We start from the raw sequence: 12114 nt of genomic DNA, 5'->3' as shown, positions 1-12114 counted from the left end.
ATAAGAAAGGGGAATGGGGATGAATACAGAAGAATTGGTGGCCCTGTGCCCATTGTTTCGCGGCATCCTGCCTGAGGAGCTCCACGCCCTGCTCCACTGCCTCAGTGCCCAGGAGCTGTCTCCCCCCAAAGGCGGCTTTATCCTGGCCAGTCCTGGCACCCAACCTCTCATCGGGGTGGTGTTGGAGGGCTCCGTGCAGATGATTTCTGAGGACTCCTTTGGCAAACGCTCCCTCATCATGGTCCTCTCCAAGGGGAGCATCTTTGGGGAGAGCTATTCCTGCATGAAAGCCCGCAACCGCAGCATTGCCTACCAGGCCAACGAGGCCAGCCGCATCCTAATTTTGGATTATGGCCGCATCCTCCACGCCTGCAAGCTGGTGTGCCGCTTCCACCACCGGATGATTGAGAATATGGTGGAGCTCATCGCCCTGAAAAACCTGGAATTGGTGGAAAAGTTAGAGGTGATCTCCTGCGCCACCATCCGGGAAAAGCTCCTCACCTACCTAGGGCGGGAGGCCCAGCGGGCAGGGGGGAATCAGTTTACCATCCCCATGAGCCGCACTGCCCTGGCCGAATACCTCTGTGTGGATCGCTCCGCCATGACCCGGGAGTTGGCCCACATGCGGGAGGAGGGGCTGCTGCACTTCGACAAGCGACAGTTCGTCCTGCTCCAATCATTTCACCCCCCATTCCCCTGTACAAAACAGAAAAGGAGGACCCTCACATGAAAAAGCGACGCTACCCCGCCGCCCTATTGGCCTGTACCCTCCTACTGGGCCTGTGCGCCTGCGGCAGCCAAACAAGCGCTAACGCGGACAAATCCACCGACTTCGCCATCCGGGAAGCCGCCTATCCCCAGATGATCCCCTATCCTCAGGAGGAGGACTTTTACAAGGACGGTACCTTTGATGACACAGGTTACAGTGAAGCCTACGACAGTTGGTGGAACAACCAACGGACCCGGCAGAAGCATCTGGATGGCTACGCCAACGGCCTGGATGAATTCTTCCCCGCCAGCATCCGTACCTTCCTCTCTGGCACCGGGGCGGAGAACCGGGTCTACTCCCCCCTGAACGTCTATATGGCCCTGGCCATGCTAGCGGAACTCACCGACGGGACCAGCCGCGCCCAAATCCTAGACTGTCTGGGGGCAGAGGATATCACCGCCCTGCGCCAGCAGGCCACCGCCCTGTGGGACGCCAACTACTGTGACGACGGCCATCTCACCAGCATCCTTGCCAGCTCCCTCTGGCTGAACCAAGACATCCCCTTTGTGCAGGAGACCATGGAGCGCCTGGCAAAGGTCTACTACGCCTCCTCCTTCCAGGGGCCCATGGGGGAGGCCAGCTTCAACAAGGCCCTGCAAACGTGGATCAATCAGCAGACAGGGGGCTTGTTGGAAGAACAGGCAGCGGGGTTGGAGATGGACCCGAACACCGTCCTGGCCTTGGCCACCACCGTGTACTTCCAAGGCCGCTGGTACAACGAGTTCTCCCCCTCTGCCACTGCCCCTGGGGTGTTCCACGCCCAAAGCGGAGACCTAGACTGCGATTTCATGCACAAGAGTGATTTTAGCGCCCTCTTTACCGGCTCCCACTTCTCCGCTATAGACCAGAGCATTGACGGCAGCGGGGCAATGTGGCTGATCCTACCGGAGGAGGGGAGCAGTCCTGACGCGTTGCTCCAAGACGAGGAGCTGTACCGTTTCCTGAACGCCGGATACGACTGGGAGCAGCGGGAACCCTTCCGCATCAACCTGTCCCTGCCTAAGTTCGATGTATCCTCCGCCCTGGACCTGAACGACGGCCTGAAAGCCCTGGGGGTTACCAACGTATTCGACGATACCCTGGCGGACTTCTCCCCCACCACCACAGAAGGCCCCCTGTTCCTCTCCAAGGCGGAACACGCCGCCCGGGTCACCATCGACGAGGAGGGCTGCACTGCCGCCGCCTACACGGTGATGACGGCGGACGCCACAGGGGCCTTGATGGAGGAACAGGAGATCGACTTCATCCTGGACCGCCCCTTCCTCCTCGCCATCACCAGCCAGGACGGCCTGCCCTTGTTCGTAGGGGTGGTCAACCAACCCACGGCGTGAATACCCCAACACAGCGAAAAAGCCCCCCGGACTTCATGAGAAGTCCGGGGGGTTACTTTGTGTGTTACGCTTTTCTCAACCGCTTACAGCAGGTGGAAGGCCAGGATCAGGCCAGAGAACACGATGGAAACGGTGGAGCACAGCTTGATGAGGATGTTCAGGGAAGGGCCGGAGGTGTCCTTGAAGGGGTCGCCTACGGTGTCGCCCACAACGGCAGCCTTGTGCTGATCAGAGCCCTTGCCGCCGTGGTTGCCCCGCTCGATATACTTCTTGGCGTTGTCCCAAGCGCCGCCGGCGTTGGACATGAACACAGCCATGGCGAAGCCGGAGACGGACACGCCGCCCAGCAGGCCCACAACGCCTGTGGGGCCCAGGATCAGGCCGGTGATGATGGGCACGACGATGGCCAGCAGTGCCGGGGCAACCATCTCATGGAGGGCGCCCTTGGTGCACAGAGCCACGCACTTGCCATACTCAGGGTCCGTGGTGCCTTCCATGATACCCTTGATCTCACGGAACTGGCGGCGGACCTCCACCACGATGGACTGGGCAGCGGTCTGCACAGAGCGCATGGTCATGGCGGAGAACACGAAGGTCAGCATTGCGCCGATGAACAGGCCAACCAGCACGGTGGGGCTGGTGAGGGTGAAGTTCAGCTCTTCAGGGGTACGGTTCTGGACGATGTTCACGTAGGAAACCAGCAGAGCCAGGGCGGTCAGGGACGCGGAGCCGATGGCAAAGCCCTTGCCGGTGGCGGCGGTGGTGTTGCCCAGGGAGTCCAGAGCGTCGGTGCGGTCACGGACCTCTTCGGGGAGGCCGGACATCTCAGCAATGCCGCCGGCGTTGTCGGCCACAGGGCCGTAAGCGTCGGTGGCCAGGGTGATACCCAGGGTGGAGAGCATACCCACAGCGGCGATGCCGATGCCGTAGAGGCCCTGGTTGAAGGTGGCGCTGAAGCCGCCGTTGGGGTCCATGATGGTCACGGTGCCGCCGGCTGCAAAGTAGGAGATGAGGATGGCGGCGGCCACGATGAGGATGGAGGCGATGGTGGACATCAGGCCCAGGGAGATACCACCGATGATGATGGTGGCAGCGCCGGTCTCAGAGGCGGCGGCCAGGGTCTTGGTGGGCTTGTAGTTGTCGGAGGTGAAATACTCGGTGAAGTAGCCGATGGCACAGCCGCCCACCAAGCCGCAGAGGATGGCGATGAAGATGCCGATCCAGCCCTCACCAATGATGAAGTAGGTCAGAGGGGCAGCCACGATGGCGGAGAGCACAGCGGCGGTATAGGTGCCGGTACGCAGGGAGGTCAGCAGGCTCTTCTGGGTGGCGTCCTCCTTGGTCTTGACCAGGAAGGAACCGATGATGGAGCAGAGGATGCCGCACACAGCCAGGGCCATGGGCAGCAGCATCCCCCGCCACTCATATCCGGCGATGGCACCCAGGGAGAAGGTAGCCAGGATGGAGCCAACATAGGACTCGTAGAGGTCCGCGCCCATGCCGGCCACGTCGCCCACGTTGTCGCCCACGTTGTCGGCGATGGTGGCGGGGTTCCGGGGGTCGTCCTCGGGGATACCGGCTTCCACCTTACCCACCAGGTCCGCGCCCACGTCGGCGGCCTTGGTGTAGATACCGCCGCCCACACGGGCAAACAGGGCCATGAAGGAGGCGCCAATGCCGTTCATAACGATGATGTTGCCCAGCTCCACGGGGTCATTGATCCCGGCGGCAAAGCGCAGGATGGTGAACCAGATGGTGATATCCAGCATACCCAGGCCAACCACGGTGAAGCCCATGACGGAGCCGGAGGAGAAAGCCACCCGCAGGCCGCGGTTCAGGCCTTCGGAGGCGGCCTGGGCAGTCCGGGCGTTGGAGTTGGTGGCGATCTTCATGCCGATGAGGCCGGCCAACATGGACCAGATACCACCGGTGAGGAAGGCGAAGGGGGTGAAGCGGGAGAGCATTTCCCCGCCGCTGGCAAAGGCGATCACCAGGAGGATCACAAAGACCACCAGGAACACCTTGGCCACTGTCACATACTGATGCTTCAGATACGCATTGGCCCCCTCGCGGATGGACTGGGCGATCTTCTGCATCTCAGGACTGCCCTCAGAGTAGGACATGACCTTGTTTCGTTGGATCATGGCAAACAGCAGCGCCAGAACTGCGCCGATGAAGCCTATCCACAGATACTTTTCCACAGATACTACACTCCTTTTCTTTTCTTAACTCGACGCCTGTGCTGCCAAGGGCAAGAGAATTCCACAGACGCCCCGGCGCCATCTGTTGAAAGCTGGCACCGATACGTTTAACACACCAATTTTAGCATAAGAGGTGGGATTTGCAAGCCTATCCCGGCCTTTTTCTCCCAATTCCAGGATTTTTCACAAATTCTACAAAAACCACAAAAAACCCGGGGAACCTTTCGCCGAAAAAAGCAGGGTGACGGGGACGCCCCAAGCTCCTTTCCCCTCAAGTCCGCCGCCAAGTGGCCGGATGCAGGAGAATAAGGATGGGGAATATCTCCAAACGGCCCACCAGCATGGCCAGGGTCAGCACCAGCTTGCTCAGGGTGGAAAACGCGGCAAAGTTCCCTGCTGGGCCCACCATTTCCAGACCGGGGCCAATGTTGCTCAGGCAGGCCAGGGAGGCGGAAACGGTGGTGGTGGGTGAGAAGCCATCCAGGCTCACCACCAGGCAGGTCCCCCCCAGGGTGAGGAAGAAGAGGGTGACGAAGGCCGAGAGGGTAGACAGGGTATCCTCGTCCACCGCCTTGCCATCCAGCTTCACCACCTTCACCGCCCTTGGATGGAGCACCCGGCTCAGGCTCCGCCAGGCGCAGCGCACCAGCAGCAGCACCCGGGAGCATTTCAGCCCTCCGGCGGTGCTCCCGGCGCAGCCCCCCACGAACATAACCAACACCAGTACAATCCGGGCCAAGGTGGGCCAGAGGTCGTAGTTGGCCGTGGCAAAGCCGGAGGTGGAGATGATGGAGCTCACCTGAAAGAGGCTGTCCAGAAAGGCCCGCCCAGCGCTGTCATAGCTGGGCAGCACCGCCAGGAACACCAGGAGCGTTGCCACCGCCACCACGCCCAGAAAGCAGCGCAGCTCATCACTGCCCAGCACCTGCCGCCCCCGGCCGGTGAGGATCAGGAAGAACACGGCAAAGTTCAGGGAGCACAGGAGCATAAACACAATGACGATGATCTCACAGGCCGGCAGGCCGTAGGCGGCCATGCTGGCATTCATCACGGAAAAGCCCCCGGTACACACTGTGGCAAAGGTGGTGGTGGCCGCGTCATACAGGGGCATCCCCGCCAGGAGCAGGGCCCCCAGCTCCGCCAGGGTCATACCGATATAGATTAGATAGAGGATTTTGGAGGACTGGGCCGTCTTGGGCACCAGCTTAGAGGACACAGGGCCTGTGGACTCCGCCTGAACCAACACCTGGGCCCGTCCCCCCACTTTGGGGAGAAACGCCAGGGTGAAAATCAACACCCCCATCCCCCCAATCCAGGAGGAGAAGGAACGCCAGAATAGGATGCCACGGCTGTGGCTCTCAATGTCCGTGAGGATGGATGCACCGGTGGTGGTCACGGCGGAGACGATTTCAAAAAGGCAGTCCACAAAGCTGCCAAACTCCCCGGAAAACCAGAAAGGCAGGGCCCCAAAGAGGCTCAGGGTGATCCAGATCAGCCCCACCACCACGAAGCCCTCCCGCTGGAAGAAATCCTCCCGGCACCGCAGGCGCACCAAAGCCAGCCCCAGACCCACCAGGAGGCCAATGGTATAGAGGAAGGGCCGGGGGTCCTCTCCATAGAGAACGCACACCACCAGGGGGAGCAGCAGGCACAAAGCCTCCACGTGGAGGGTCCTGCCCAGGGTGCGCAGCATGAGACGGTAGTTCATAGGCCGCCGCCCTCGAAGATGTCCCGAAAGGTCTGAATCCCCTGGCCGTGGGAAATGACGATCACCCGGTCCCCGGCGGAGAGGACGGTGTTGCCGTCGGGGACCACCACCGCCTCCTCATGAAGCAGGGCAACAATGAGGAAGCCCTTGCGGATGCGCAAATCCTTCAGTGCCACCCCCAGGTTGGGGGTATTCTCTTGGAGGATAAACTCCGCCGCCTCGGCGCGGGCGTCGGCGATGCGGTAGAGGGCCGTCATCACATTGCCGCTCTTGTCCTGGAGGCTCCGGACCAGCCGGAGGATGCGCTCCACGGTGATGAGCTTAGGGGCCACCACGCTGTCCAAGCCTGCGGAGCGGCCGATGGCGGCGTAATTCTCCCGGCTGCACTTGGCTACCACCTTCCGTAAGCCCTGCTGGCGGGCATAGAGGGCAGACACCAGGTTGTCCTCGTCCCGGCCGGTGAGGGCGGCAAAGGCGTCGTTGTTGGTAAAGTGTTCCGAGGCCAAGAGCTCCTGGTCGGTGCCGTCCCCGTGGAGTACCAGCACCTCCGGCAGGCGTTCCGAGAGGCGGCGGCAGGTATCCGCGTTGCTCTCCACAATGGTCACCCGCACCCCCATAGACAGCAGGAGCTTGGCCAGGTAGTGGGCAACCCGCCCCCCGCCCACCAGGAACGCGGAATGGATCCGGGGCAGGTCCCGGCCCAGGCTGCGCAGGTAGGCGGAGAGCTCCTTGGGGGTGCCGGTGATATAGAGCTTGTCCCCCGCCTTGGGGACGAAGGCGCCGTCAGGGATGATGACCTTGTCCCCCCGCTGGGCAGCGCTGAACAACACTGTACGCCGCCCCTCAAAGAGGCTGGCCAGGGGTACCCCTACAATATGGTCACTGTTCTGGACCATCACCCCGATCATCTCTACTTTTCCTCGGAAAAAGGTGTCCACATCCGCGGCGGCGGGAAAACGCAGCAGATGGGAAATCTCTAGGGCAGCGGAGTGTTCTGGATTGATCACCGCGTCGATGTCCAAATCCTGGCGCAGGGAGTCTACGTCCTCGGTATAGGCCACGTCCCGAATCCGGGCGATGGTGTAGCCGGTGCCCATGCGCTTGGCGGCCAGGGCACAGAGCATGTTGACCTCGTCCATGTTGGTGGTGGCCAGGAGCAGGTCCGCTTCCTCCGCCCCGGCCTCCCGGAGGACAGAGGGCGCCGCGCCAGGGCCCTTGATACACATGACGTCCAGGGTATTGCTGGCCCGTTGTATGGCTTTTTCATCGTTGTCTACGATGGTTATGTCGTGCTCCTCCATGGAGAGGTAGTCGGCCAGGGTGGACCCCACCTTGCCAGCACCGACGATGATGATTTTCAAAGGGCATTCGCCTCTCTTTCTTGTTCTACTCCCCTGCCACCAGGGACCGCCGCCACACCCCGGAGCGCTCGTAGATGTACCCCAGGGGCACCGAGGAGGCGGGGGCGATGGCGCAGGCGATGAAGATGCCCACCAGGCCCATGGTATGGTTGAGGATCAGGGCCAGCACCACCCGCACCACAATACAGTTGAGCAGGCTGGACCCCAAGGCGAACATGGTGTTCCCCGCCCCCAGGGGCAGGGCGTTGTAGACCATAAAGCTGGCATAGAAAATCTGTCCCAAAATCTCAATGCGCAGGTTTTGCAGTCCGATTTCCATGGTGACGGCGTCTGGGTGGAAGATGGCCAGGAGTTGGGGGGCTAGGAGCTCCACCAGGAGGATAATCACCGCCGTCACCCCCAGGGACAGGCGCATGGCAATGTGGACCACCCGGCTGGCCCGGTCAAATTTTTTCGCCCCCAAGCACTGGGCAATCATAGTGGTGGCGGCAGTGTACACCGCCACGGTGAACATCAGTGCCACGTCCTTGATTTTGGCACAGATGCCGCTGGCGGCGGAGGCCTCCACCCCATAGTCGTTGATAAGGAAGGTCATAGCCAGCCAGGACAGGCCCACCACCGTCATCTGCACCGCACAGGGCAGGCCCAGCTTGAGCATTTGCACCAGCTTGTCTTTCTTTACAAAGAGCTTGCTCAGGGCCAGGCCGAAGAGCCCCTTCTGCCGGAGCACATATACCAGGCACACCAGGAAGCTCAGCAGCTGGGACAAGGTGGTCGCCAGGGCCGCCCCCATCACCCCCCAGTGGAACTGCCCCATAAAGAGGATGTCCAGGGCGATGTTGCAGGCGGCGGTCACTGCCACGCAGTAAAAGGGCTGCCGGGAGTTCCCCACCGCCCGGAGCATGGAGGACAGGGCATTGTAGCCAAAGATAGGCAGCAGGCCCAGGGCGCAGAGCTGGAGGTACACCGTGGCCTCCTCCAAAGCCGGGGCCTTTAGGCCAATCAAGATGGGGCGGCTGAGGACATAGAGGGCCACAGTCATCACCGCCCCCGCCAAGAGGGCCAGGGTGAACAGGGTCACGTTGGTTTTATGGCGGTTGTCCGTATCTTTCCCCCCATAATACTGGCTCATGAGGATGTTCCCGCCTGTGGTGATGCCCATGATAATCTGGGTGAGCACCACCATCACCTGGCTGGAATTGTTGATGGCGGAAATGCCATTGTCCCCGATGAACCACCCGGCCACAATCAAGTCGGTGATGGAATACGCCGATTGAAGCAGGGAGGACAACATCACCGGGGCAGCATAGATCAGCAGCTTCTTCCAAATGACACCCTCTGTCAGATCCATTTGTTGTCCCATCCTGTGCCCTCCTTTGCCGATATCAGTCCGAACCATTGAATTTCTGCCCATTTTATCACATTACCTACGCCGCTTCAAGATTCCCATTGACAAAATAAAAAAGCGATCCCTCCATTTTCCCCATAAACCGTGCTATGATGGAAAAATTTTTCTCAAACGCTAAGAGAAAACCCATCCCAGCTTGTTTAAGGGATGAACCCGTGAGAAAGGAGGGATCAGTATGGACAGCGGCGCCAGCAACTACCAGCGCTACCTTGCCGGGGATGACGACGCCCTGGTGGCCCTGGTCCGGGACTACAAAGACGGGCTGCTCCTCTTCCTAAACCGCTATGTGCGCAACCTCTCCCTGGCAGAGGAGCTAACAGAGGACACCTTTTTCCGCCTGGTCACCAAACGGCCCCGCTTCTCTCCCCACTACAGCTTCAAGACTTGGCTCTACACCATCGGGCGCAACACCGCCCTGAACCATTTGAAGCGGGCGGGGCGGCATCCGGCCCTCCCCCTGGACTCCCTGGAACTGCTCCGCCGGGAGGAGGAGAGCTTGGAGCTTGGCTACCTCCGGGAAGAGCAAAAGATACAAGTCCACCGGGCCTTGTTCCAGCTCAAGCCGGACTACAGCCAGGTGTTGTACCTGAAATTCTTCGCGGAGCTATCCAACCAGGAGAGTGCCAAGGTGATGGGAAAGAGTAAACGGCAAATTGAAAACCTGCTCTATCAGGCCAAACAGGCCCTGCGGGCAGAACTGGAACAGGAGGGCTTCGACTATGATGGACTATCATGAGATGGCGGCGCGGGTCTTGCAGCGCCGGGACGACTATGTAACCCAGCAGAAGCGGCGGCGGAAACGGGCGCTCCCCGCCCTGGCTGGCCTTTGCCTGGTGGCCCTAGTGGGGGTGGGCATCTGGCAGGCAGACCCCAGCGGCCCAGACAGAGGCGGAACAGACGCCACCATGGATGGCGCCCCCAGCCAGTATAGCAGCCAAAGGGACACCCCGTCCACCCACGTGGAGGAGGTTGACCCGCAAGGGGAAGTGGGGGAACAGGACCCTGCCAGTCTCCCCTCCCACACCCGGGACGTCCCTGCCCAGGAACCCTGCCTGGAAACCCAACGCATCCCCGCCAGCCTGAAAGACCTCTGGGGGGGCATCTACTGGGAGGCAGGACACACGGTGGTCCTGCTCACCCAGGACACGCCGGAGAACCGGGCCCTGGTTCTCCGGGAGCGCCCAGATTTGGACGCGGCTTCGGTGGTGTTCCAGACGGCGGACCACTCCCTGGCCTATTTAACAGAGCTACAAGACCGCATCTCCCAAAGCATGATGGACGGGAAGCTCCCCTTCGTCACCACCGCCTCCCTGATGGAGGCGGAAAATCTCATCCGGGTAACGGTGACCACCAAGGACGAGACAAAGCTGAAACAGCTTCAGGACCTTGACCCCACAGGGACCGCCTTGGATATCCAATCTGCCCAGGCCAGCTATGACCTGGCGTATTGGGAGACGGAATGAACCACACAATGGCCCATAGCGCTCATCCTTGGAGCGCCGCCTGGATGAGCCGGACATTCTTTTGAATCCGCGCATCCTCCGGGGCAAAGGACAGGGCGGTCTCCGCCGCCGCCAGGGCCTGGTCCAACTGGCCCGTGTAGTAATATCCCAGACTGGCCAGGTCCCAGGGGCCCTCCCCCCAGGCAGTGGGCTCGGTGATGTAGGTCCGGGGCCGCTCCTGGATGGCCAGGGCCCGGCCTGTGAGCCACAATACCCCCTGCCAGTCCTCCTTCTGGCGGCAGTGCTCCGCCAAATCCAGCCAGGGCTCCCGGAGATGGGGCGCCTCCCCAATGGCCCGGAACAGCCACTGTTCCGCCTCCTCTTCCCGCTCCAAGGCCAGGCAATCCTTGGCCAGCAGGCGCATGGAGGCACAGCGCTCGTCGGCCCAGGTGGCAGTGGGCAAGGCCAGGTGGCGCTTCAGGGTGGCAATGCTCTCCTGCCAGCGCTGGTAGAAGAAGTATTCCCGGCCCAGGTAGTGGACGTTCCGGTCGTTGTCCGGCTCCTCCGCCACCGCCTGTTCCAGCAGGGGCAGGTATTGGCTCCGGGGCTTGCTGTGGTCGGGGTAGTGCTCCAACGTCACCTCTGGGGCATACACCCGCGCCCCCTCTCCCCCATCAAAGCGCAGCACCTCATGGACAGGCCCCACCCAGCGGCAGCCCTCCCGGCGGTGGATCTTATCCGCCCAAAAGCTGATACCCGGCCGGCCATCGGGGAGAAAGCTCCAAACATAGTGGTAGTGGAGACGGGTCTTGGCCTGACCCCAGGCGGTCTCCACCGCCTCCCGCCAGCCAGGACGGAACACCTCGTCCAGGTCCGTACACACACAGATATCCGCATCCTCTGGCACCAAAGCCAGGGAGCGGTTGCGGGCCTCATCGAAACGCCAGGGGACCACCCGCTCTATCTCCACCCTGGCCCCCAGCTCCCCCAGGCGCTGGGGGGTGCCGTCGTCGGAGCCAGTGTCCAATACGTAAACCCCGTCGGCCTCCCCCATGGACTCCATCCACCGCTGGGCAAACTGCGCCTCATTTTTGCAGATGGCATACACATAGACCTTGTACTTACCCATGCGTCCCCCTCCTTATCGTTCAAGATATGTCATGATGCAGACCGTATCCCTTCGTCAAAAAAGGCTTCGCCTTTTTTGACGCCCTGTAGCTCCCTCCCCCGCCCGAAGGCAGGGGAGGGGATTCTCTCTACGGCCGCGTCAGACTGTCCTCTCAGTCCAGCCGCTTTACCGTCAGCATAGCGTTCACGCCGTTGCCCATCGTCACGGTTTCCGCTGCAATAGAAGTCACCGCCAAGTCCAAAACGTCGTTGGCAGCCAACGTCACAATCGCGTCTCCACTAAAGACATCCACACCCGCAGGGGTCGTCGTCCTCGTGATGGGCGTGCTGGGAATATCCGTGCCATTCTGCCGCACCGACAAGGTCAACTGCCCATTGCTGGCCGGAGAGAGGATGGCGTTGTAGCTGAGCTCATAGGTCCCCGCCTCTGTGACGGTCACACTGTTGGCCGGGGTATTGGTCATGCCGCTCCCCGGCATGGTGGAAGCTAGGGCCACCTGGGTGGGGGTGTTGGCCGCCAGGGTCAGGGTCTGGGGTGCCGCGCTGTACGCCCCGCCATAGGCATTCAAGCCATTGGCAGGTCCAGTGGGGCCTGCGGGGCCAGTGGGGCCCTCCGCGCCTGCCGCACCAGCAGGGCCTGCGGGGCCGGTGGGGCCCTCTGCACCTGCCGCACCGGCAGGGCCTGCGGGGCCAGTGGGGCCCTCCGCGCCTGCCGCACCGGCAGGGCCTGCGGGGCCAGTGGGGCCTTCAGCGCCTGCCGCACCGG

At 61.8% G+C, this 12114-nt stretch carries 10 protein-coding genes; 4 read left to right on the top strand and 6 right to left on the bottom strand.

Annotated features, from left to right (window positions below; all coding sequences use genetic code 11):
- Window positions 1-19 precede the first annotated feature (19 nt).
- On the top strand, window positions 20-730 hold the full coding sequence (locus ACTOZL_RS06700) for a Crp/Fnr family transcriptional regulator (protein ID WP_482477429.1): 711 nt from the start codon (window positions 20-22) through the stop codon (window positions 728-730).
- A complete protein-coding gene (locus ACTOZL_RS06695; protein WP_482477427.1) occupies window positions 727-2100 on the top strand; it encodes a serpin family protein in 1374 nt (457 codons plus the stop codon). The genes ACTOZL_RS06700 and ACTOZL_RS06695 overlap by 4 nt, the downstream gene beginning before the upstream one ends.
- A gap of 83 nt (window positions 2101-2183) precedes the next feature.
- On the opposite strand, the gene ACTOZL_RS06690 is transcribed toward ACTOZL_RS06695, so the two are convergent.
- The 4 genes from ACTOZL_RS06690 to ACTOZL_RS06675 all read right to left on the bottom strand — a co-directional run bounded on the left by ACTOZL_RS06690 (window position 2184) and on the right by ACTOZL_RS06675 (window position 8733).
- Entirely contained in the window at window positions 2184-4301 is a 2118-nt protein-coding gene (locus tag ACTOZL_RS06690) for a sodium-translocating pyrophosphatase (RefSeq protein ID WP_482477425.1), read from the bottom strand.
- A gap of 271 nt (window positions 4302-4572) precedes the next feature.
- Window positions 4573-6009, bottom strand: coding sequence for a TrkH family potassium uptake protein (locus ACTOZL_RS06685; protein WP_482477424.1), 1437 nt, complete (start codon window positions 6007-6009; stop codon window positions 4573-4575).
- Window positions 6006-7370, bottom strand: coding sequence for a Trk system potassium transporter TrkA (gene trkA, locus ACTOZL_RS06680; RefSeq protein ID WP_482477423.1), 1365 nt, complete (start codon window positions 7368-7370; stop codon window positions 6006-6008). Before trkA ends, ACTOZL_RS06685 begins: the two co-directional genes overlap by 4 nt.
- 25 nt (window positions 7371-7395) lie before the next feature.
- On the bottom strand, window positions 7396-8733 hold the full coding sequence (locus ACTOZL_RS06675) for an MATE family efflux transporter (protein ID WP_482477421.1): 1338 nt from the start codon (window positions 8731-8733) through the stop codon (window positions 7396-7398).
- A 220-nt stretch (window positions 8734-8953) separates the two neighbouring features.
- Here ACTOZL_RS06675 and ACTOZL_RS06670 point away from each other — a divergent pair, with 220 nt between their 5' ends.
- Both ACTOZL_RS06670 and ACTOZL_RS06665 read left to right on the top strand, forming a co-directional pair.
- On the top strand, window positions 8954-9514 hold the full coding sequence (locus tag ACTOZL_RS06670) for an RNA polymerase sigma factor (protein ID WP_482477420.1): 561 nt from the start codon (window positions 8954-8956) through the stop codon (window positions 9512-9514).
- Window positions 9498-10241, top strand: coding sequence for a hypothetical protein (locus ACTOZL_RS06665; protein ID WP_482477419.1), 744 nt, complete (start codon window positions 9498-9500; stop codon window positions 10239-10241). The genes ACTOZL_RS06670 and ACTOZL_RS06665 overlap by 17 nt, the downstream gene beginning before the upstream one ends.
- 22 nt (window positions 10242-10263) lie before the next feature.
- On the opposite strand, the gene ACTOZL_RS06660 is transcribed toward ACTOZL_RS06665, so the two are convergent.
- Window positions 10264-11349 carry a tetratricopeptide repeat-containing glycosyltransferase gene (locus ACTOZL_RS06660; RefSeq protein WP_482477417.1) on the bottom strand — a complete coding sequence of 362 codons (1086 nt, stop codon included), beginning with the start codon at window positions 11347-11349 and terminating at the stop codon, window positions 10264-10266.
- A gap of 151 nt (window positions 11350-11500) precedes the next feature.
- Window positions 11501-12114, bottom strand: a 614-nt coding sequence (locus tag ACTOZL_RS06655) for a BclA C-terminal domain-containing protein (RefSeq protein WP_482477415.1), incomplete at its 5' end; no start/stop codon positions are given.

Source organism: Evtepia sp., assembly GCF_056797215.1.
The sequence above is the reverse complement of the archived record's forward strand: the minus strand, read 5'-3'. Positions and strand labels throughout refer to the sequence as shown.

Excerpts from the sequence above, each read along its gene's own strand:
- ACTOZL_RS06700 (WP_482477429.1), top strand. The coding sequence starts at position 20 with ATGAATACAGAAGAATTGGTGGCCCTGTGCCCATTGTTTCGCGGCATC.
- ACTOZL_RS06695 (WP_482477427.1), top strand. The coding sequence starts at position 727 with ATGAAAAAGCGACGCTACCCCGCCGCCCTATTGGCCTGTACCCTCCTA.
- ACTOZL_RS06685 (WP_482477424.1), bottom strand. The coding sequence starts at position 6,009 with ATGAACTACCGTCTCATGCTGCGCACCCTGGGCAGGACCCTCCACGTG.
- ACTOZL_RS06675 (WP_482477421.1), bottom strand. The coding sequence starts at position 8,733 with ATGGGACAACAAATGGATCTGACAGAGGGTGTCATTTGGAAGAAGCTG.
- ACTOZL_RS06670 (WP_482477420.1), top strand. The coding sequence starts at position 8,954 with ATGGACAGCGGCGCCAGCAACTACCAGCGCTACCTTGCCGGGGATGAC.
- ACTOZL_RS06665 (WP_482477419.1), top strand. The coding sequence starts at position 9,498 with ATGATGGACTATCATGAGATGGCGGCGCGGGTCTTGCAGCGCCGGGAC.
- ACTOZL_RS06660 (WP_482477417.1), bottom strand. The coding sequence starts at position 11,349 with ATGGGTAAGTACAAGGTCTATGTGTATGCCATCTGCAAAAATGAGGCG.